The sequence below is a fragment of the Brevibacillus porteri genome, from assembly GCF_003013475.1.
Classification (GTDB): domain Bacteria; phylum Bacillota; class Bacilli; order Brevibacillales; family Brevibacillaceae; genus Brevibacillus; species Brevibacillus porteri.
The window spans coordinates 50,519-70,719 of record NZ_PXZO01000017.1; the positions used below are offsets into that span (position 1 = coordinate 50,519).

Here is a 20,201-nt window from a genome sequence, read left to right on the forward strand (position 1 = left end):
AAGTAAAGAAGCGTCGCTCCAGTATGTGGAGGGACGCTTTTTTGTGTGGTTTTATTTTTGCAAGGAAATGGTAAACGTGTGGAACTTGATGTTCTTTCCATGCTTTTGTATCGTCTCCATTGCCGATTGGATCAGTGTTTCTTTCCCTTTGCCATCCATTTCGACACCGCCACCGTTCGTAGGAAATGACATATACGGCGTGATCGTTAATTCTTTTACATCTGCTGTCACTGGGTCGAAACGTCTTGTACCCGTGAGATACTCTTTGCCGTCGGACTTTTTGCCTTGGCTACCGCCTGAGTACGCTCCCAGCTCGTTCCCTTTTTCATCAACCACCTTGAATTCCAAATAGCTCGATAAATACCCAATTTCCTCGGTTACTGCCTGGAAGCTCACAACCAGCCCTGCTGGACCCAGTGTGACATCCGAAACGGTCAGGTCAATGCCTCCAGCTTGTTGCTGATGATGAATCGGAATGCGTTTCGTATCTGTACGTTCACTGATTGGTAGGGAGAAGCTCCACTTCTTGCCGTCCTCCCCCTGGAAGCTCAACCCTAGCTTGAACTCCTGAGGCAAGTCATTCATTGCGTCGATATCGACAATTCCGGTCGCAAGCGTCGGTGTGATTTGTGTTTGCTTGCTGCTTCCTGCGTATCCAAACGCTTCCCCGTTCACTGTCAAATCTGGTGAGGAGCCTAAATAATGCTCTCCGACTGCCTCCTTCGTTTCCAATGTGTACCCAATCGTAAAGCGTGTCCCATCATAGTAGACTTCATTGACGGTAATCGCATTGCCACCCACGTCCTGCGACTCGCCGATGACAGTCGTTAAGCCTTTTTCACTCGCTTGCTTCAATCCGCTGTCACCGTAAGTCGCGAATATCGATCCGATCAATGGCACCTTGGAGACTAGGTTTGCCATCGCGGGCGAGACAGCCGCTGAGCTAAACAAGATACCTAGAGCAACGACTGCAGCCCCTGTGCTATACACCAGCTTCGTTTTGTTTAGGCGTTTTCTTTGTGGCGCTACTTCTCGAACCGTTTTGGTGATAATGTCGTCCAGCTTCTCTGTAGGGACCGGAATGCGATCTACTTGCTCTTTATAGGCATGAATTTTTTCTCTCATGGAAATACTCCCCTTTCAGCTTCTTCCTTAATAGAGTAAGACCTCTGTGTATGTTCGTTTTCACGGTGCCTTCCGGGCAATCTAGAAAGGCTGCGATTTGCTTTACAGAATAGTCCTTATAAAATCGCAGCAAGAGAACCGTTACATACTTTTCTTCGAGCTCTCCCATTGCTTCCAAAAGGTCGATTCGTTCTTCCAACCTTACACCTTCTGTATCTCGTATATTTTCGATCATGTCTTTACTCAGCGAAATTACCTTTCGCTTTTTTGCCAAATAGGCAATCGCCGTGTTGATCAAAATTCGCGTCAGCCATGTCGTAAAATATTGATCATCCTTTACGGTTGAAATGGAGATCAAAGCCTTATAGACCGTTTCCTGAAAAACCTCCAGCGCATCCTCTTCGTTGCGCGTGTACACGAAAGCCATCTTGTACAGATTGGCTTTTTCCTGGTGCATGAGCATTTGGAATGCCTCTGAATCACCGGTCTTGGCGCGTGCAACGAGACCAAGCGTTTTGTTCAATCTGTTCCCCTCCTTTTCTCCCCAGTTAGAGAAATCAGGACTGTAAAACGTTTCACATTTTTTACCGAAATGAAAAAAGCCTGCTCTCATAGTCTACCGGAGACTACGGAAACAGACTCTATCCGTTACACTTTTTTCAACACGATGACTGCGTTATGACCGCCAAAGCCAAAGGAATTGGACATGCCGATGGTGAGGGTAGCTCTGCGGGCTGTATTTGGCACATAGTCCAGATCGCAGGCCGGGTCTTGCTCCTCCTGATTGATCGTCGGGGGAATGATTCCTTCCTGCAAGCTCTTAATCAGGGCGATCGCCTCCGCACCCCCGGCTGCACCAAACATATGACCAGTCATCGATTTGTTGGCGGTGATCGGTACACGGTAAGCATCCTCGCCAAACAGCTTTTTGATCGCCAATGTCTCGGAGCGATCTCCGATTTCTGTGCTGGTAGCGTGCGCACTGATGACATCCACATCTGTCGTTTGCACCCCTGCTTCCTGGAGGGCCCATTTCATCGCGCGATAGGGACCGATTCCTTCTGGATGTGTCGCCACCATATGATAGGCATCAGAGCTTGCCCCGTAGCCAATCACCTCGGCATACATGCGGGCGTTTCGTTTCTTGGCGTGTGATTCTGATTCCAAAATCACAATTCCAGCACCCTCTGCCATGACAAACCCATCCCGCTTGGAATCAAATGGCCGACTCGCTCCTGCTGGATCATCATTTCTCGTTGACAATGCCGTCGCATTGCTAAAGCTGGCGAGAGATATGTCCGTCACTGCGGCCTCAGAACCCCCTGCGATGACGATATCCGCCCCGCCCGATCGAATGAGCCGGAAAGCCTCGCCGATGGACGTATTCCCAATCGAGCAAGCAGTAACAGGGGACATCGTCGGCCCGTACAGACCGTACTTGATGCTGATCATCGCTGCTGCCATGTTGGAGATGAGCATGGGAACTAGCGTCGGGCTAATCCGCTCTGGACCTCGCTCACGCAGGACATCATGCTGCTCAAGGAGCGTCTCTACCCCACCAATGCCAGAACCTACATATACCCCGATTCGCTCGCGGTCCAACTCGTCCAGCCGAAGCTCTGCATCCTCTAGCGCTTCTTCTACAGCAGCAAGGGCAAACTGGCAAAAGCGATCCATTCGTCGCGCCTCTTTGCGCCCAAACCGCTCTACCGGATCAAAATCTCGCACCAAACCGGCGATTTTCGTTTTATTACGTGCTGTATCAAAAGTGTCAATATGCGAGATTCCAGACTTCCCTTGGACGAGACTGTTCCAAAACTGCTTTACTGTATTCCCTATTGGGGAAATCACTCCCATACCTGTAACAACGACTTTTTCCATGATAAGCCTCCTATTCAAGTGCCTTATGGGAATCATCTTGTCACACGGGTTATCCTATTACAAGTTGTTGTTTATCCTAGTATAATGAGTACTAGTCTAACAAACTTAACCAGTTGAGGAAATGGAGAGTGTACCATGAATCAGCAAACGCGTTTGCAAGCACTGTCTACTTTTTTGAAGGCGCAGCGCGCCAAAATCCTACCACAATCGGTCGGGCTGGCTCCTGGGACGCGCAGAAGAACCCCCGGGCTACGTAGAGAAGAGGTTGCTCAGCTTGCGGGGGTCAGCTCCACCTGGTATACATGGCTGGAACAAGGCCGCGACATCAAGGTCTCGCCTTCTGTTCTGGATGCGGTAGCGAGAGCCTTGCAGCTCACCGTCGATGAGCGCAAATATTTGTATGCGCTGGCACTAGAGACAGGCACGGGAGTCGGGCAAGGTTTGCCAAAAGATGAACCGCCGAAGATCAATCCTGCCCTGAAACGAATCTTAAAAGAGTTGCGCTCGTGTCCAACCATCATTTCAGATCGACGCAGTCATATTGTGGGCTGGAACGAGGCAGCCGCACATGTCTTTCTCGATTTTGAACAAATCCCTTATGAAGAGCGAAATTTGATCCGCCTGGTGTTTACGCGAAAAGAATTGCGACGGCTGGCCGTTAACTGGGAGCATTTCGTCAGCGGCTTTCTCGCAATTTTTCGCGCGAATTATGGTCAGTATGTGGAGGACGAGTGGTATGAGCCGTTTTTAAGCGAAATGCGGCAGGTTCATCCCGACTTTCACGATCTATGGGAGCAAAGCCGCGTCAGCTCAGCCCCGGAGGTTTTACTGGAATTCCGTCATGCAAAGGCAGGGAAAATGCTCTTTGATCTGACTTCGCTGCAAGTTTCCGGGAGCGCGGATTTGCAGTGCAGCATTTACACGCCTGACCCGAATTCTGCAACGGAGACAAAGCTGCGGCAGCTGATTGATCGGCCGGGTTCTTCTGTCCAACCATAAAAAAAATAAGAAAATCTGGTTTGAGTCAACATGGTGGAGGAGAAGAAAAAGCACAGTTCTCTTCGACTCTGACACGCCAGCAGGGGGGATTGACTGTCCGTCTACACTTCAAAAAGGGGACCGTCGAGCCAAAGCCACCCTACGGGCGGAAGGTTCTCGAGGAAGAAGTGTTCGACAAACGTGGTCCCCTTTTTGAAGTTCCGACTGGGTAGGCGTTGTCAAGGCCTGCGAGCCCTGTGCTTTTTCTTCTCACTAGCCTTGTCCGTAGATCGAGGCCTTCTAAAACTTGCACGCAAAAGGAAAACCAGCCCAACGGCAAATGCCAGGGCTGGTCTCTTTATTAATGATTTACAATCCCTACGCGCGTCCCGGAGGAAGCAAGGCTTCCGACTTCCTCGCAACCTTCCTTCCAAAGCAAGTAACGGATACTGTCTGCCAGCGCTTCCCAGCTCGCCTCGATGACGTTGGTGGAGACGCCGACTGTGCTCCACTTTTCGCCGTTGCTCGAGGATTCGATTAGGACACGTACTTTTGCGGCAGTCGCGCCGTTTTCATCCAAGACACGCACCTTGTAATCTTCTAGCTGCATTTTTGCAATGCACGGGTAGTAGCCTTCCAATGCTTTTCGCATGGCATTGTCCAGTGCGTTCACCGGACCATTGCCATCAGCTGCCGTATGAACAGACTCCCCGTTCACACGCAGCTTCACAGTCGCCTCCGACGTGATCGATTGGACGGCTGCCTTTTCCAGCATGATTTTGAAGGAGTCCAGCTTGAACAGGTTTTTCAGCTTTCCAGAGGCTTCCAGCAGCATCAGTGTTAGCGAAGCCTCTGCTCCTTCGTATTGATAGCCTTGGAATTCGCGCTCTTTGATGTGTGTAATGATTTCTCTCGCCTTTTCGCGATCCAGCGACAGATCGATCTCCAGCTCTTCCATTTTGGCGAGCAAATTGCTTTGTCCTGCGAGCTCTGAGACGAGTACGCGACGTTTGTTTCCGATGTTTTCTGGCTCGATGTGCTCGTACGTTTTCGGGTCGCGCATCACGGCACTTACGTGAATACCACCCTTGTGAGCAAAAGCACTATAACCGACAAACGGTTGGTTGTTCGGCATCGTCATGTTGGCAATTTCCGCTACATAGCGCGACAGCTGTGTCAGCTCCTGCAATTGATCAGTGCTCACACAGTGAAAGCCGAGCTTGAGCTGCAAATTCGGAACCACGGAGATCAGGTTGACGTTCCCACAGCGCTCACCGATGCCATTAATGGTTCCTTGTACTTGCTGTGCGCCCGCTTGAATCGCAGCTAGCGCATTGGCAACTGCCACTCCACTGTCATTATGCGGATGGATGCCTACAGGCGTCCGTAGATGGCCCACAGTCGTTTTGACAATATCATAGACTTCATGCGGCAGTGTCCCACCATTTGTATCACAGAGAACAATCCAGTCAGCTCCAGCTTCTTCTGCCGCTTCCAGCACCCGCAATGCGTAGCGCGGATTCGCCTTGTACCCATCGAAGAAATGCTCTGCCAAAAAGAGAGTCGTCAGTCCGTTTTCTTTTAAAAATGCGACCGAATCAGCGACCATGCGCACGTTTTCTTCCAATGTCGTCTTGAGAGCATCCGTCACGTGCAAGTCCCATGATTTCCCGAAAATCGCCGCCGCGCCTACCCCGCTTAAGATCAACGCTTGCAGATTGTCATCATCCGCCGCTGCTACATTCGGTCTACAGGTACTACCAAAAGCCGTTACCTTTGCGTGCTGCAGCGGAATCTCCCGGATACGCTCAAAAAAAGCCATGTCCTTTGGATTGCTGCCTGGCCAACCGCCTTCAATAAAATCGATACCAAACTGATCCAGCCGCAGTGCGATCTTTATCTTGTCTTCTACCGACAGGCTGATCCCTTCTCCCTGCGTACCATCTCGCAGGGTCGTATCATACAGATACACCTTGCTATTCATGTTTCTTCTCCACCTGTTCTGTTATTTTTCTGAATAATCACATCATTCAAACCGTTAGACGATACCCAGTATACCACAGCCCAAATGGAAAGAAAACGCAGGAAAATAGAGGTTTTTTCTATGTCCGTGGGGTGCGGACAAATGCGACGGTTTGTTTGATCGCAGCTTCCAACGCAGCCGATGTTCCTGCAAACGGATGACGCGTGTTAAATGTATGATCTCCGCCTTCTATCCAGTGCAGCTCGCTGTTTTTGGCAGCCTGATGAATTCTTTTTGCGCCCTCTACCAGACGGACATAATCTTTTTCTCCTGTGATGATGCACAGTGGTTGTTCCATATTAGAAACACGTTCCAAAATATCGTATTGTTGGCGATTGCTGTCCACGTCCTCGATCACGACTCTCGTGATTGGCATATCTTGACCGGTTCGGGCATTCGCTATGTATCCGACGCCTGTCTCTTCTATTTGTTGGCGCAGCTTCTCGTCGAACAAATCGACATGGGCGATTCCGTTCCAGGTCACAATCCCTGCCACATGCGGGTTATTTGCTCCGAATAAAATCGCATCACCGCCGCCCTTGCTATGTCCCAATACGTACAGCTTCGTTTTGTCCACAGAATCGGGTACAGGAAGCTCGCCAGACAAAATCCGTTCCGTCAACGCTTGCAAATCAGCCAGTTCACGCGCATACGTATTGCGCCCGAATTTCTCCAGCTCATCGAACTCCGTCAAGCTCTCCCCTACGCCATTGCAGCTAAAGTTAAAGCGAATCGTGGTAATGCCTTGCTTGGCGAGCTCATCGGCTACGTAGGGAAAGCTTCCCCAATCCTTGAAGCCTTTAAAGCCATGGCAAAATAGCAGTAGCGGCTGTGCTGAACCCGCCGCTTCCTCCGTATGAATGTCTCCTCGCAGCGTCAACTCCTCGTCGAGTGCGATGGAAAATGATTGCTTTTGCATGTGCGTTTCACCTCTTGTGCATTTTTTTATTATTATGCCGTGTCCCCCTCTGAAAAGAAACGGAAATACCCAAAAAAAGAACCTTCCTCTATGGAAGATCCCTCAGTCGCTCAGACTTCTCTTTATTAACGAGATACAACGCATACTCCAACGGCCGTCGAACCGCCATCTTATATCGCTTGTGCTGATGCATCTGCTTGAAAATTTCTCTGCCTGGCTTCGGATTGATTTCGATAATCCACACCTTCCCGTGAACATCAATCCCCAGATCAAAGCCAAACTCCATCATCAGGCCGAAATGCTCTTCAATGCGTGTGACAGTCTTGCTCGCGAGCTCCTTGCATTCCAGCACAATCCGCTCTGCCATTTCTTGACCAAATCGTTTGACCAAAAAGGAAACAGCAGGCAAAGCGGTTCCTCCCCCATGCAAATTCGAGGTGGACGATTGTATCGGCCCAACGCGAATGCCCATCCCGGTCAAACACCACTGACCCTTCCCGTCCTTTTGCACGAGAAGGCGAGCATCAACTGTTCGCTTGGGAACCAGCGACAACCGTAGCCCCTGTTGAAGAAAAAACTGCTCGTTTCCGCTCTTCTCATTCTTCATCCAATGCTCCAGCCGCTCGCACACCTCTGTGAGCGTCGCCAGTTTTTCGCAGCTTTTGGCTTGCTTCTTGGTCCTGCCATGCAAAAGGTAGCGACCTGCTCGTTTCTCCACACGCAGTATGCTTCTCCCACCTGTGCCGTTTGTCGGCTTGAGATAAACTAGACGATGATCGGCAAGCATCGCATCAAGCGTTTTTCTGTCGTAGGGGAGTGTTTCAGGAAGCCAGCGCTGTAGCTCAGGATCTTGTATCAAAATCTGATGAACGACATATTTGTTCGAGAAGCGGTTATTCGCATAACGAAACCAGTCTTGCTTGCGAAATGGCAAATAGGCACGATGCTTGGGCAATGGATAGTAGCGATAACGGTCGATGACAATATCGGGCCAGGCAAAACACTCTTGTCTCCACTTCGTGCCATCTGGTACAAAACCGTTGATCCGCTTTTCTGCAAACTGGACATCTTGTGGGCTAAACAAAAAAACCTCTGCCCCCATTTCTCTCCCTTCCTCAACCAGCCTTCGTAAAAAGCCGGGCTCGACAAAGCCTGATTCTCCTCGGTAGGTCAGTACGCCTATCCGTTTTCTCACCGAAAGGCCACTCCCTCCCTTGTTCAATTTTCTAGCTAGCCTCGTATAGCTTATGGTTGAAAGCAAAAAAAGCGCCTTTGTCCTATGTAGGCAAAAGCGCATCTTTCATGAGTTTTCTTATTGTTAATGTGTTTCCAAATAGTGCAACGCTGTTCGTCCCAAGAGCTCGCCTGCGATCAGCATGGCGTCCTCGTCGATATCAAAGCGGGGATGGTGATGTGGATATGTCGCCAGTTTTTCCGGATTGCCTGCCCCTACGAACAAGTAAGCGCCGGGCACCTTTTCCAAGTAGTAAGAAAAGTCCTCTCCACCCATCAACGGCTTCATCGATTCCACGCGACCAGCTCCGAATGCAGCAATGGCTGCCTCCTGTGCGATCGCTGCTTCTTTTTCATGGTTAATGACGGCTGGATACCCTCGATCGTAGACAACCGTAGCGCTGCCTCCCATCATGGCAGCTGTCCCCTCCGCAATTTCTGTCAGGCGCTGCTCCGCACGATCGCGGACGTCTGGCAAAAAGGTGCGGACAGTCCCTGTCAAACGACAGCTATCTGCGATGATGTTCGTACTGTCTCCCCCATGGAACGTCCCCACGGTTACTACCACACTCTCTAATGGGCTGACGTTGCGGCTGGCAATTGTTTGGAGATGACCGACAATTTGTGAACCGATCACAATGGAGTCGACGGTTTCTTCTGGAACAGCACCGTGTCCTCCTCTTCCTTTGATCTCGATGGAAAAGTCGTCTGTATTCGCCATGAGCGGACCTGCACTAATATACACCTTGCCCACAGGGAACATCGACCAGAGATGAACCCCAAAGATCGCATCGACACCATCTACAGCACCATCCTGAACCATTTGGGTAGCTCCACCCGGATTTTCCTCTTCCGCATGCTGAAAGACAAAGCGAATTTCTCCGGCAAACTGCTCACGATGTGCTGCCAACACAGAAGCGAGTCCTAACAGCTGAGAAGTGTGCGCATCATGTCCACACGCATGCATGACGCCAGGTACAGTAGATTTATACGGCACCTCTTTTTGATCCTGAATCGGCAATGCGTCAAAATCCGCACGCAACGCGACGACCTTTCCCGGGCGACCTCCGCGCAAAACGCCGATAACTCCTCTACCGCCCACGCCTGTGCGAACCTCATCAAAATGAAGTCCTCTCAATATTTCGGCAATAAGGGCTGGGGTCTTCTCTTCTTGAAAGGAAAGCTCGGGATGCTGGTGCAGATGACGCCTCCAGCTAATGATTTGCGGCTCCATCTCTTTGAGCAGCTCTTTTAATTGTTCCTGCAAGGCCATGGTTTTTATTCCTCCCACTGGATGCACCATTCTTCTTTCATCATAGCAGAATCATGGGCCAAATGGGGAGCTTGACTAATCCAGAGCGAGCATGCAGCGTTTTCGCTTCTCAAAAACCGCAAAGCTCGTATAGCCTACTCGCTTCAACTGCGCTCGAGCCTCGTCCAACTGCTGACCGACTTGATCAGGTGCAGTAGCGCTAGACGCCAAGGTAATGGGCACCTCATTCTGGAACAAAATTTCCAGAAAGCGATAACTGGGCGAAAATTCTCGGAGCGGACTCGCCAGACCGTAGCCTGTATTGATTTCCGTCGCAATCTCCCTGCGTCCAAGAGCTCGAGCCACACGCTGATAATACGGCAATAGTGCCGTTTCATCCGGTCGCACACCAAACGCTTTGATGCCATCGATATGGGCAATGACATCGAATAATTGCGATTCGATCGCCTGCTCCAGCTTATCAAAATAAAGGCTGTACAATCCGATTAGTTCCTGTCTTCCAAAGCGTTCTCGTGCATCCTGGATCGAATAGCCCCAGCCTTCCAGAAAATGTACGGCCCCTATGCACACATCCCAAGGATATTGATTGATGACATGACGCAGTGTCTCTTCTCCACCTGAAAAATAATCCAGTTCAATCCCGACACGCAGGTCAATTCCGTCCTCCGCCCAACGAAGCCGCTCTTTTTGCATGAAAACAACAAAGCTGTCCAGAGAGTCATTTGCGACCTGACTCAGCCATTTGCGCTGCGCCGTCCCCAAGCGATCAGAGCCGATGTGCACATGCTGCTCGTAGTACGGCCGATACTCAAGAAAACGGTATAAGTGCTCCACCACGCAAACTTGCTGAATCCCCGCCTGTTTGGCACGTAATCGATACAATTCAAGCCAGTCCCGTGAATACGGGCCTTGTTGAAGGCGCTCAGCCAACCCATTGGTCAGCATACTAGCCCATTTTCGGCTCCCCTTCACTTCGGCATGCTCCACAAGGGGACGCAATGATTCCGCTTGCTTGAGCAACCAGTCCAGCGAATACGGCCCTTCCTCCAGATGGACGTGAAAGTCTACCTTCATCCCGATCACCTCCTTGGGTTCGTCCCTGCTATTTTCTATCGTTTATATGCTTGTGGTTCCATACATATGTCGAGTATTCACATGACGAACGACCAAGCAAAAGAGGTGAAAAAAGAACAAAAAAATGCCTCAGCAACGAGGCATTTTCGATTATCAGCTATTTTTTCGTTCATACACGTAAAACGCATGCGGATGAACGTTCTTCTCATCCACGATACCCTCACGCTTGTCCACCAAGGTGTAAGCATCGCGATCCCATGCTGGGAAAAACGTATCGCCCTCCGTTTCCAAATCGATCTCCGTAATGTACAGCCGATCAACAACATCGAGGAACTGACGATAAATTTCCGAGCCACCAAAGATGATGACATCACCCAGTGCGAGCACTTCTTCCTTCGTATGGACGACATCTACACCTTCAGGGTGAAAGTCCTGGCTGCGTGTCAGGACGACATTTCTGCGGTTAGGCAGCGGCTTGCCGATCGATTCGAACGTTTTGCGTCCCATGATAATCGTTTTGCCTGTCGTTAATTCCTTCACATTTTTCAAGTCTGCAGGTAGGTGCCACGGCATGTCCCCATCTTTTCCGATGACTTGATTGCGGGCATAGGCAACAATCAGGCTGATCATACGGCCACCTCGCCTTTGATGTGCGGGTGGGATTCGTAGCCGACGATTTCAATATCTTCGTATTTGAAGTCAAAAATCGAAGTCACTTCTGGATTGAGTACGAGCTTCGGCAGTGGTTTCGGCTCACGAGTGAGCTGGAGCTTGACCTGCTCGATATGGTTGAGATACAGATGAGCATCACCGATCGTATGAACAAAATCGCCCACTTCAAGTCCAGTGACATGCGCCACCAAATGCGTCAGCAATGCGTAGGAAGCGATATTAAACGGCACACCCAAAAATGTATCGCCACTGCGCTGATACAGCTGGCAGGATAGCTTGCCATTCGCTACGTAAAACTGGAACAACAGATGACAAGGCGGCAATGCCATCTTGTCCAATTCAGCCGGATTCCACGCGCTAACGATCAAGCGGCGAGAGTCCGGATTGCGTTTAATCTCATCAATGACCCATTGAATCTGGTCCACTGTTTTGCCGTCGCGTCCCGCAAAGGAACGCCATTGGCTTCCGTATACCGGGCCCAAATCTCCGTTTTCATCGGCCCATTCGTTCCAGATCCGCACGCCGTTTTCCTGCAAGTAGCGGACATTGGTATCGCCTGATAAAAACCAGAGCAATTCGTGGATGATCGATTTCATATGCAGCTTTTTCGTTGTGACCATTGGAAAGCCTTCACTCAGATCAAAACGCATCTGATGCCCAAAAACACTGGTCGTTCCGGTGCCTGTCCGATCCTCTTTTGTGACACCCTCATCTAAAATGCGCTGGCACAAATCCAGGTATTGTTTCATCGTCCATCTCTCCTTCCATCTCATCTATTTTACCTGACCCAGACGAAAATGAAAGATCGGAATGTCATGATATAATAAATGGATAAATGTAGAAAGCGGGATTCGGGATGGATGGTATATCTTCTACGGCTACAAAGCCCTTATATAAACAAATAGCAGTGCAAATCGAGCAAAGAATCAGCAGTGGTGAATTCGGTCCTGGCAGCTATTTGCCCTCGGAGCGCACCCTGGCCAAGGAACTGAACGTCAACCGTTCGACCGTCGTCGCGGCATACGATGAGCTGCAAGCAGCAGGTATGATCGAGCGCATTCAAGGAAGTGGTACCATTGTCAGCCAAGATATTTGGGGACTCGCACGGACACGCGTTCCGAACTGGCGTCATTTGACGGAGTCAGGGTCGTTTCGCCCGAATTTACCGTTGATTCGCAAAATCCGTCGTGAAACACAGGAAAATGAGTTGATTGATTTGGCGAGTGGCGAGCTCTCGACCGATCTCGTCCCCAATCAAACACTTCAGCAGCTCATGACCCCCGATGACTTCCCCACTCATCTCGGCTATGAGCATCCGCAGGGCAATTGGGCTTTGCGAGAGACATTGAGTCTCCATATGAAAACATGGCGAAGCATCGCAGCACCTGCTACCTCGATCATGATCACGTCAGGAGCGCAGCAGGCTCTTCACCTCGTCGTTCAATGCTTGTTAAAGCCAGGAGATGCGGTAGCAATTGAGGAGCCGTCTTACTGTTATTCCTTGCCGCTTTTTCATTCCGCTGGCTTGCGTACCTTCTCACTGCCTGTCGACCGGGACGGAATCGACCCAAAGCACTTGGCACAGCTGCACCGCCAGCACCGCATCAAAATGGTTTTTCTCAATCCGAATTATCAAAACCCGACAGGGACACTGCTTTCATTAGAGCGTCGCCAGGAATTGCTCGCGTTCTCCTATGAAAACGGGATTCCGATCATCGAGGATGATCCATATAGCTTGACCAGTTTTTCAAGAGAGCCCGTCCCAACCTTAAAATCGCTGGATCAACACGGAACAGTACTCTACATCAGCTCTTTGACCAAAATCGTAGCCTCAGGTCTGCGGATCGGCTGGATCGTAGGGCCGCCTACTGTCATGGAAAGACTGGCAGATGCGAAACAGCAGTTTGATTTTGGACACAGCATTTTTCCGCAATGGCTCGCGAATCGCTTTCTCGGATCACCTCAGTTTGTGAGTCACATCGATCTTCTGCGAACAGAGCTATCCTTGCGGCACGATCAGCTTGTCTCCTCGCTTCAAGACAAGTTCGGTGACCAAGTAGAAATGGTCGGTTCAGAAGGAGGCATTCACTTGTGGTGTAAATTCAAAGGGGAATGGAGCGGCGAAACTCTTCTCACAGAATCAGTCAAACGGGGAGTTGTCTTCGTTCCGGGACATCTTTTCGGGGCAGAGCAAGGATATGTCCGCTTCACCTTTGGCAGAGCTACCACAGATCAGATCCCTGAGGCAGTTTCGCGCTTAGCGGATGCATTCATGGCAAGTGGATGGGCAAAATAATCCCCAAGTGGATGGCAACATTTTTGTACGGTCGGTATATGATCGAAGTAGGCTACCGTATGCATCCTCGTGTATATCCAGCAGGATGACTGTGCCATACAGAAAGGACTGGCTGTTATGAGTATTTTGCCTTTCATTATTGCTATTATTGTACTTGTTCTTATAGGTCTGGTCGTTACGATTAAAATCGGAATTAACCCATCTGAATCCAAAGTACGAGGCTTTAAACAACGCTCCCGCAATTTGTTGATCATTTACGGCATCATTACGATCGCACTGGTCATTGCACTGTCAGTCTTTCTCTACAACAACCTTTGATCAATCCCGATCGCAACATGACATAAATAAGACGCCGTCTGCCTTGTACAGGTATGACGGCGTTTTTGAATCGAAGGAAGTCCTTCGTCATGTGTGTTTAGAAGATGATACCTTTTTTACACGACTTTCCTCGCTACATTGGCTGCTTGTAACCCCCGCTGTCCATTCACAATCTCAAAAATCACCTGCTCGCCTTCCTCCAAATTCCGGTAACCTTGCCCCGTGATCGCAGAATAGTGTACGAATACATCAGGTCCTCCATCGCGCTCAATAAACCCATAGCCCTTTTCTTTGCTGAACCATTTTACTTTCCCTTGAATCATTGTGTTTCCTCCCTGTAATCAATGCAGCTCTTACGCTTACCTCATCATATGCGGATGCGAAGTCAGTGGATATACGGTAAAATAAATAAAGTAAGAATCGTCACGCCAGAAAGGAGTGAACCACATGAAAAAAGTTTTGATTGTTGCATGCGCGCTGCTGCTCACTGCCTGCTCCGAAATATCCGAAGGCGTCCAAACCGCCCAGCAAGCAGTAGAAACAGGACAGCAAGCGATTGAGACAGGCAAACAGGCTGTCGAAGCGGGACAACAAGTTCTCGAAGCCGGCAAGCAACTGGCTGAGTCTGAAGTCGCCAAACAACTACAAACATACCTCCAGCAAAAATACGAATCCTCTGAGGCATTGCGTAATGCCATGTTCAGCGGAGATGGTCAGTTGCTCGTGGAAGAATTGCAAAAGACCGAGCTAGCGAACTTCAGCTTTTACAAATCTGACATGTTTGGTGTTGAATATACAGGCACGCTCTCTGCCGATGGTACTTTCAAAGTGCTTAAGCACGATTTGAACAATCAGGGTGCGGAGCCTACTGTCGTAAAGGAATTCAAAGTAACACTCGACGGAAACGGTCAGGTTCAAGTACAGTAATTTGGAAAACATTTCAAGAAAAGCCTGCGATCAATCTTCGCGGGCTTTTTCGTGTTATTAAAAAACTTTTTATTGAGGCTCTACATAATTTTCTGTTTTTCCTTATAGATTTTTATAATTGGGCATGATAACGTGTAAGATGTTCATATAAAATTCATAAATACTAAACACAACGAGGTGATGACAATGAATATGCTGCTCGCATCTATTATTGTGTACATGGCAGGTATGCTGTTAATCGGCTATTATGCCTACAAACGTACCTCCAATCTGACTGACTATATGCTTGGTGGTCGATCGCTGGGTCCAACTGTAACCGCTCTCAGCGCGGGTGCATCCGACATGAGTGGCTGGTTGATGATGGGTTTACCAGGTGCCATGTTTGCCCAAGGTCTTAGCGCATCATGGATTGCGATCGGTCTGACTCTCGGCGCTTATGCCAACTGGCTGTACGTCGCTCCCCGCCTTCGTTCGTATACGGAGGTTGCCAACAACTCGATTACGATTCCTGCTTTTTTGGAAAATCGTTTCGGAGATGCGTCTCGGATGCTTCGTCTTGTCTCGGCTCTTGTTATTATGATCTTTTTTACTTTTTACGTCTCATCTGGTCTCGTTTCTGGAGGCGTGTTGTTTGAAAACACCTTCCACCTGAGTTATCAAACCGGACTATGGATTGTCGGATTGGTCACCATTGCTTACACATTGTTTGGCGGCTTCCTCGCTGTAAGCTGGACGGACGCTGTACAAGGACTCATTATGGTCATCGCACTCATTCTCGTTCCGCTTGTGACCGTTCTTACCGCAGGCGGATTGGGAGAAACATTTACGGAGATCCACGCTGTCGATCCCTCTTTGCTCGATATTTTTAAAGGGACGAGCCTGATCGGCATCATTTCCTTGTTTGCATGGGGACTCGGCTATTTCGGACAACCGCACATTATCGTTCGCTTTATGGCGATCACGTCCACGAGTGAGATCAAAAAAGCACGCAGCATCGGTATGGGCTGGATGATTTTCTCCGTCGCTGGCGCCATGCTGACAGGTCTGGTCGGTATCGCCCTGTACTCCAAGCAAGGCTGGACGTTGAGCGATCCTGAGACGATCTTCATCCAGCTGGGTACGATCCTGTTCCATCCACTCATTACCGGCTTTTTGCTGGCGGCGATTTTGGCAGCAATCATGAGTACGATTTCCTCTCAGCTGCTCGTCACGTCCAGCTCCTTGACCGAGGATATTTACAAAACCTTTTTCAAGCGTTCTGCCACTGACAAAGAGCTGGTCACGATTGGCCGCCTGTCCGTCTTGCTCGTATCTGTCGTCGCCTTTTTACTCGCCTTGAATAAAAATGACACGATCCTCGATCTCGTCGGATATGCGTGGGCCGGATTCGGCGCTTCGTTTGGGCCTGTCATTCTGCTCTCCCTCTATTGGAAGCGCATGAACAAATGGGGTGCTCTCGCGGGTATGGTCGCTGGCGCACTTACCGTTATCATCTGGACTCGTTTTGATGTACTGAAGGACTTCCTTTATGAGATGGTTCCCGGCTTTGCCATTAGCCTGCTCGCCATCGTAGTTGTCAGCCATTTGACCAGCAAGCCTTCAAATGAAGTAACCTCTCAGTTTGATGAGTACCAAAAAAGCATGAAATAATCCTTGCCGATAAATGCCAAGCAGCCTATGCGCTGGACAACTGCCCTGTCCCACGCCATAGGCTGCTTTTTTCTGTTGAAACGATTTGGGGCTTTTTTGTTCAAAAGAAACCAGTCGAGCATTACTACACCCCGCTAGATCGCGTGTTCGGGCAAACGCCAGTTGAATTCCATGAGCAAAAGATCGAAAAGAAAGAATCAGAGGAAAAAGAAGGGGATGACAAGGATAAGAACGGGAAGATTCGGCAAAAGCGCAGATCATAATGAAAACCAAGCTTCTGCCAAACGACCGATTCCTACCGCAATGTCTTGTTCCTCCACTCCGCCAAATCCAACGATGATTCGCGGTCGTGCATTTGTCGGATCATTGGCCCAATTATGGCCGCTCGGATAAACGCGAACATCGGCCGCACGCGCCAGGTCGATCAGCTCCTTCTCCGTTCGGGAAGTATCTACCTCGAGCAAAATATGCAGCCCTGCTGACTGTCCCAAAACTCGGACTTCCCGGGGCATGTAGGTCTGTATCGCCCGAAGCAGTGCATCGTGCTTGCGGTGATAGACGGTGCGCATTTTTCGGACATGCTTTTCCCAATATCCTTTATGCATGAACAACTGCATACTTCGTTGCAAATGGCGGGAAACCGGAGAAGGATACGCCTGGAATGCTTCCAAATATCGCCCCAGCAACTGCCTCGGAAGTACCGTATAATCCAAGCGAAGTGCTGGAGAAAATGCTTTGGAAAAATTGCCGATATAAACAACACATCCGTCCCGATCCATCCCTTGCAAAGATGGCGTAGGGTGTACATTGTAGCGGAATTCGCCATCGTAATCATTTTCGATGATGATTCCGTTCTTTCTCTTTGCCCATTGCAGCAATTGCTGACGCTGACCGACTGGCATCACCATCCCATACGGAAATTGATGGGCAGGCGTCGTGTACACGACCGTTGCTTTGCTTTTCTCCAAAGCTTCAATGGACAGGCCCTCTTCCGCTAGCGGGATGGGCACGACCTCATAGCCGTGATGGGAAAAGACGATCCGTGCATCTGCATAGCCAGGCTCCTCGATCGCCACCACACGATGCCGATCTGCCAAGAGCAGACATAAAAAGCTGAGAGCCTGCTGTAATCCGGTGCCGATGATGATTTGCTCAGGCCGACAAATGAGCGTACGTGCTCTGCGCAAATATGTACTGAGCTCTTCTCGGAGCTCCCACTCTCCTTGATCATCCCCGTAAAAAGAAAAGTCCTCCGGATAAATATCCAGCGCTTCCAGCATGCAAGAACGCCATGCAGCGTAAGGAAAGGACTTCGTATCGATGACAGAGCCATGAAAGTTGTAGCGACAGGTGAGATGCTCCCCTTTTTTCTTTTTCAAGATGGACGAATACAAGGCAATTTCCTCATCCTGATCCAGTGGCTCTGACCATCTCTCGATCTCGGCAGCAAAAAAGCCGCTCCGCTCCCGGCTCACGATGTAGCCTTCTGCGAGCAGTTGCTGATAGGCTGCCTCAATCGTATTTTTTCCGACTCCGCTCGCTTTCATCAACTGACGGATCGACGGCATCTTGGTTCCGGACCGTATCTCTCCTGATGCAATCCGTTTGCTCAATTGCTTGTATAGCTGTTGATACAGAGGTTCTTTGCTCTGTGCATCCATGATCGGCATGTACTCCATCAGCGGCCCTCCAATCTGTTCCCATCTAACTCTTTTAAACTGTCACTGTGTATAGGAGCAGTTCTCTTTTACAATGATTGTACCAGATTCACCCACACGAAAGGAGAACAAGTCATGCGTATTCATTTGCAAGGAGAAAAGGTCGTTCTGCGAGATATTCGAGCAGAAGATTTGGATACCATCTACTATTGGAAGTACCAAGCAGAGGATCGTGAACATCTCAATTGGAATGGCCCCTACAAACCTCTTGATCCGTACACAAAAGAAGAGTATCGCGACCTCCCACGCCATCAGGAGTCTCTTGCTCTCGTTGGGACAGGTGCACCAAGAACCGAGCTGATGATTGAGATTGACGGCGAGCTAAAGGGCAGTGTCGGTCGCTACTGGGTATCTGAGGAGACGAACTGGTGCGAAATCGGAATCGTTATTTATGACTCCCGCTATTGGCAGAATGGTTATGGCCGGGAAGCCTTTCGGATGTGGATCGATTACTTGTTCACCCACATGGATACTGTCCGTTTAGGCATTGGTACGTGGTCCGGCAACGAACGGATGATCAAGCTGGCTGCTCACATGGGAATGGTGGAAGAAGCGCGAGTACGCAAAGCAAGGATTGTTCGCGGTGAATATTACGATGCGATTAAGATGGGGATTTTGCGGGAGGAATGGGAGAATCGGAAATGAAAAAGGGCAGTCCCTGGTCTGAACAAGACGTAGAGACTGCCCTTTTTACTTGTAGAAAATTTGATTACGCCAACTCAGCCGCCACACGACTTACTTTTGCTGCCAGCTCGTCGAGATCGATGTTCATCTCAAGAGCCGCAAACAGACCAGAGACAGCGAGTCTACAGATGGGATCATGCTTGTTGGTTTCAGGCTCCTTCAAAAGACACTCTCAGTTCCACGCAGGCGTCCATTGATTGGCGGCATGAATTTATTGATCACCTTATCATTTATTTAAAAACAATAATTTACATATATTCAACCTTATGCTAAGCTTCAACTGTAAATATTTACAATATTTTCCTTTTACCTTAAGGTATTAGAGATTAAGTTATTTGAGAGGAGAGGAGTTTGTAACTACTTGGTACCAGTAGAACAAACGAAATATGTGATGAAGAAATTACTTTGGGTTAAATTACTACTGATTTTTGGGTTATTCTTTTCCAACTCTAACAGTGTGTATGCAAATGAGGAAATCGTAGAAAAGCAACAAATTCAGCGTAGTGACATCGAGGCATTCATTACTGGTATCACTGAAGAAGATTTCGAAGAAAAACCACATAGAATACCGATGGTAAAAGAAATTAACAAATATATGAATGAACAGGATGTATACTATTTCGAAGATGTTGCATCAATAATTGATAAATATCAGCCTAGTCAAACATCTAACGTGAAAGCAAAAAAATCAGAGGATATTAACTATAACGACTTGCAGGAAGACTTTGCAAGAATAGATGCGCTTGCACAAGAATACTACGAATACTATCAAATCCATCAAAGCTTCCCAGAGGAAAGTATGAGTTTGCGAAGTTCTATGTCAGAAAGTGCTGCAATAAAAGCTCTAGGCAACGCTGGACTTAAAATGACGGAACGGCAATTAGCAGCTCGATTGGTTACATTAGGAGCTCTGGCAGCTATTGATGGCCCTCTGCCTGTTGGAGACTTTGTGGCGTTGGTTACAGGTGCCATTATTGTGAGTGAGTATTTAGATAACTATATAGAAAACCAAGCAGCCTTGGAGAGAAATATTAGAGAGAATGAAGGACGTTCTTATGCCCGAGTTATCACAGACAGTGTAACAATGACTAGTGAAATTGCAGATGAGATTAAAAAAAATAATGTTAAACACTTTCGAGCACGCTTGAATAGTTCTGGTGGAGTCCTCGTTACCACACCGCTATCCCTTACAGCAGCTAGACTGGCGGCAAAAGATGAGGAAGAAACATTTAGTGTTAGGAAGAGCCGAGCAGAAGACGTAGTAACGCAAACTGGTTATAAGAATATTCACCATCAAGCACATTATGTTTCTAGCCGAGGAACTCGCCCAGCTAATCTCCCTCACTATCACCTGCTAATAAAAAGAAACGATAATTGGGAACAAATGGATGGTCATCATTTCTATCCTTGGAAATCTATGGGCTGATCCT

20 protein-coding genes are annotated in these 20,201 nt (G+C 48.9%); 7 read left to right on the top strand and 13 right to left on the bottom strand.

The window, feature by feature from the left end; all coding sequences use genetic code 11:
* Nucleotides 1–51 precede the first annotated feature (51 nt).
* The 3 genes from C7R92_RS09840 to fabF all read right to left on the bottom strand — a co-directional run bounded on the left by C7R92_RS09840 (nucleotide 52) and on the right by fabF (nucleotide 3,006).
* Entirely contained in the window at nucleotides 52–1,125 is a 1,074-nt protein-coding gene (locus tag C7R92_RS09840) for a DUF4179 domain-containing protein (protein ID WP_106834120.1), read from the bottom strand.
* Nucleotides 1,100–1,648, bottom strand: a complete 549-nt coding sequence (locus C7R92_RS09845) for a sigma-70 family RNA polymerase sigma factor (RefSeq protein ID WP_069847907.1) — start codon at nucleotides 1,646–1,648, stop codon at nucleotides 1,100–1,102. Before C7R92_RS09845 ends, C7R92_RS09840 begins: the two co-directional genes overlap by 26 nt.
* 125 nt (nucleotides 1,649–1,773) lie before the next feature.
* A complete protein-coding gene (gene fabF / locus C7R92_RS09850) occupies nucleotides 1,774–3,006 on the bottom strand; it encodes a beta-ketoacyl-ACP synthase II (RefSeq protein WP_069847909.1) in 1,233 nt (410 codons plus the stop codon).
* A gap of 135 nt (nucleotides 3,007–3,141) precedes the next feature.
* On the opposite strand from fabF, the gene C7R92_RS09855 reads away from it, so the two are divergent.
* A complete protein-coding gene (locus tag C7R92_RS09855; RefSeq protein ID WP_106834121.1) occupies nucleotides 3,142–4,005 on the top strand; it encodes a helix-turn-helix transcriptional regulator in 864 nt (287 codons plus the stop codon).
* A gap of 340 nt (nucleotides 4,006–4,345) precedes the next feature.
* Here the strand turns inward: C7R92_RS09855 and cimA are convergent, their stop codons facing one another.
* From cimA to C7R92_RS09895, 7 genes are all read right to left on the bottom strand, one after another.
* On the bottom strand, nucleotides 4,346–5,968 hold the full coding sequence (gene cimA, locus C7R92_RS09865; RefSeq protein ID WP_106834123.1) for a citramalate synthase: 1,623 nt from the start codon (nucleotides 5,966–5,968) through the stop codon (nucleotides 4,346–4,348).
* A gap of 118 nt (nucleotides 5,969–6,086) precedes the next feature.
* Nucleotides 6,087–6,926 (bottom strand): alpha/beta hydrolase, encoded by an 840-nt coding sequence (locus C7R92_RS09870; RefSeq protein ID WP_106834124.1) that lies wholly within the window; start codon nucleotides 6,924–6,926, stop codon nucleotides 6,087–6,089.
* Between the two features lie 88 nt (nucleotides 6,927–7,014).
* The gene (locus tag C7R92_RS09875) at nucleotides 7,015–8,121 is read right to left on the bottom strand and encodes a YheC/YheD family endospore coat-associated protein (RefSeq protein WP_106834125.1); all 1,107 of its coding nucleotides are present in this window, start codon (nucleotides 8,119–8,121) and stop codon (nucleotides 7,015–7,017) included.
* Nucleotides 8,122–8,244: 123 nt separating this feature from the next.
* Entirely contained in the window at nucleotides 8,245–9,432 is a 1,188-nt protein-coding gene (locus C7R92_RS09880; protein WP_069847918.1) for a M20 metallopeptidase family protein, read from the bottom strand.
* Nucleotides 9,433–9,507: 75 nt separating this feature from the next.
* Entirely contained in the window at nucleotides 9,508–10,506 is a 999-nt protein-coding gene (locus tag C7R92_RS09885; RefSeq protein ID WP_106834126.1) for a histidinol phosphate phosphatase domain-containing protein, read from the bottom strand.
* Between the two features lie 153 nt (nucleotides 10,507–10,659).
* Nucleotides 10,660–11,136, bottom strand: a complete 477-nt coding sequence (locus C7R92_RS09890; protein ID WP_106834127.1) for a dihydrofolate reductase — start codon at nucleotides 11,134–11,136, stop codon at nucleotides 10,660–10,662.
* Nucleotides 11,133–11,927, bottom strand: coding sequence for a thymidylate synthase (locus C7R92_RS09895; protein WP_106834128.1), 795 nt, complete (start codon nucleotides 11,925–11,927; stop codon nucleotides 11,133–11,135). Before C7R92_RS09895 ends, C7R92_RS09890 begins: the two co-directional genes overlap by 4 nt.
* Nucleotides 11,928–12,034: 107 nt before the next feature.
* Between C7R92_RS09895 and pdxR (C7R92_RS09900) the strand changes: the two genes are divergently transcribed.
* Nucleotides 12,035–13,474 carry a MocR-like pyridoxine biosynthesis transcription factor PdxR gene (gene pdxR / locus C7R92_RS09900; RefSeq protein WP_106834129.1) on the top strand — a complete coding sequence of 480 codons (1,440 nt, stop codon included), beginning with the start codon at nucleotides 12,035–12,037 and terminating at the stop codon, nucleotides 13,472–13,474.
* Nucleotides 13,475–13,591: 117 nt separating this feature from the next.
* Complete coding sequence (locus C7R92_RS09905; RefSeq protein WP_007728714.1) at nucleotides 13,592–13,792, top strand: hypothetical protein; 201 nt, start codon at nucleotides 13,592–13,594, stop codon at nucleotides 13,790–13,792.
* Nucleotides 13,793–13,908: 116 nt separating this feature from the next.
* On the opposite strand, the gene C7R92_RS09910 is transcribed toward C7R92_RS09905, so the two are convergent.
* Nucleotides 13,909–14,115, bottom strand: coding sequence for a cold-shock protein (locus tag C7R92_RS09910; RefSeq protein WP_069847928.1), 207 nt, complete (start codon nucleotides 14,113–14,115; stop codon nucleotides 13,909–13,911).
* Between the two features lie 124 nt (nucleotides 14,116–14,239).
* Between C7R92_RS09910 and C7R92_RS09915 the strand changes: the two genes are divergently transcribed.
* On the top strand, nucleotides 14,240–14,719 hold the full coding sequence (locus C7R92_RS09915; RefSeq protein WP_017250677.1) for an outer membrane protein assembly factor BamD: 480 nt from the start codon (nucleotides 14,240–14,242) through the stop codon (nucleotides 14,717–14,719).
* Between the two features lie 186 nt (nucleotides 14,720–14,905).
* Nucleotides 14,906–16,369, top strand: coding sequence for a sodium/proline symporter PutP (gene putP, locus C7R92_RS09920; protein WP_170831593.1), 1,464 nt, complete (start codon nucleotides 14,906–14,908; stop codon nucleotides 16,367–16,369).
* A gap of 257 nt (nucleotides 16,370–16,626) precedes the next feature.
* Here the strand turns inward: putP and pdxR (C7R92_RS09930) are convergent, their stop codons facing one another.
* Nucleotides 16,627–18,048, bottom strand: a complete 1,422-nt coding sequence (pdxR, locus tag C7R92_RS09930; protein ID WP_069847935.1) for a MocR-like pyridoxine biosynthesis transcription factor PdxR — start codon at nucleotides 18,046–18,048, stop codon at nucleotides 16,627–16,629.
* 114 nt (nucleotides 18,049–18,162) lie between these two features.
* Here pdxR (C7R92_RS09930) and C7R92_RS09935 point away from each other — a divergent pair, with 114 nt between their 5' ends.
* Nucleotides 18,163–18,732 carry a GNAT family N-acetyltransferase gene (locus C7R92_RS09935; RefSeq protein ID WP_106834132.1) on the top strand — a complete coding sequence of 190 codons (570 nt, stop codon included), beginning with the start codon at nucleotides 18,163–18,165 and terminating at the stop codon, nucleotides 18,730–18,732.
* A gap of 64 nt (nucleotides 18,733–18,796) precedes the next feature.
* Here the strand turns inward: C7R92_RS09935 and C7R92_RS32005 are convergent, their stop codons facing one another.
* On the bottom strand, nucleotides 18,797–18,934 hold the full coding sequence (locus tag C7R92_RS32005) for a hypothetical protein (protein ID WP_158265743.1): 138 nt from the start codon (nucleotides 18,932–18,934) through the stop codon (nucleotides 18,797–18,799).
* Nucleotides 18,935–19,132: 198 nt separating this feature from the next.
* On the opposite strand from C7R92_RS32005, the gene C7R92_RS09940 reads away from it, so the two are divergent.
* The gene (locus C7R92_RS09940; RefSeq protein ID WP_106834133.1) at nucleotides 19,133–20,197 is read left to right on the top strand and encodes a hypothetical protein; all 1,065 of its coding nucleotides are present in this window, start codon (nucleotides 19,133–19,135) and stop codon (nucleotides 20,195–20,197) included.
* Nucleotides 20,198–20,201: the final 4 nt, after the last annotated feature.

What these genes read in the sequence shown, in the direction of transcription:
- C7R92_RS09840 (WP_106834120.1), bottom strand. Translation starts at nt 1,125, where the DNA reads ATGAGAGAAAAAATTCATGCCTATAAAGAGCAAGTAGATCGCATTCCG.
- fabF (WP_069847909.1), bottom strand. Translation starts at nt 3,006, where the DNA reads ATGGAAAAAGTCGTTGTTACAGGTATGGGAGTGATTTCCCCAATAGGG.
- C7R92_RS09855 (WP_106834121.1), top strand. Translation starts at nt 3,142, where the DNA reads ATGAATCAGCAAACGCGTTTGCAAGCACTGTCTACTTTTTTGAAGGCG.
- cimA (WP_106834123.1), bottom strand. Translation starts at nt 5,968, where the DNA reads ATGAATAGCAAGGTGTATCTGTATGATACGACCCTGCGAGATGGTACG.
- C7R92_RS09870 (WP_106834124.1), bottom strand. Translation starts at nt 6,926, where the DNA reads ATGCAAAAGCAATCATTTTCCATCGCACTCGACGAGGAGTTGACGCTG.
- C7R92_RS09880 (WP_069847918.1), bottom strand. Translation starts at nt 9,432, where the DNA reads ATGGCCTTGCAGGAACAATTAAAAGAGCTGCTCAAAGAGATGGAGCCG.
- C7R92_RS09885 (WP_106834126.1), bottom strand. Translation starts at nt 10,506, where the DNA reads ATGAAGGTAGACTTTCACGTCCATCTGGAGGAAGGGCCGTATTCGCTG.
- C7R92_RS09890 (WP_106834127.1), bottom strand. Translation starts at nt 11,136, where the DNA reads ATGATCAGCCTGATTGTTGCCTATGCCCGCAATCAAGTCATCGGAAAA.
- C7R92_RS09895 (WP_106834128.1), bottom strand. Translation starts at nt 11,927, where the DNA reads ATGAAACAATACCTGGATTTGTGCCAGCGCATTTTAGATGAGGGTGTC.
- pdxR (WP_106834129.1), top strand. Translation starts at nt 12,035, where the DNA reads ATGGATGGTATATCTTCTACGGCTACAAAGCCCTTATATAAACAAATA.
- C7R92_RS09905 (WP_007728714.1), top strand. Translation starts at nt 13,592, where the DNA reads ATGAGTATTTTGCCTTTCATTATTGCTATTATTGTACTTGTTCTTATA.
- C7R92_RS09910 (WP_069847928.1), bottom strand. Translation starts at nt 14,115, where the DNA reads ATGATTCAAGGGAAAGTAAAATGGTTCAGCAAAGAAAAGGGCTATGGG.
- C7R92_RS09915 (WP_017250677.1), top strand. Translation starts at nt 14,240, where the DNA reads ATGAAAAAAGTTTTGATTGTTGCATGCGCGCTGCTGCTCACTGCCTGC.
- putP (WP_170831593.1), top strand. Translation starts at nt 14,906, where the DNA reads ATGAATATGCTGCTCGCATCTATTATTGTGTACATGGCAGGTATGCTG.
- pdxR (WP_069847935.1), bottom strand. Translation starts at nt 18,048, where the DNA reads ATGGAGTACATGCCGATCATGGATGCACAGAGCAAAGAACCTCTGTAT.
- C7R92_RS09935 (WP_106834132.1), top strand. Translation starts at nt 18,163, where the DNA reads ATGCGTATTCATTTGCAAGGAGAAAAGGTCGTTCTGCGAGATATTCGA.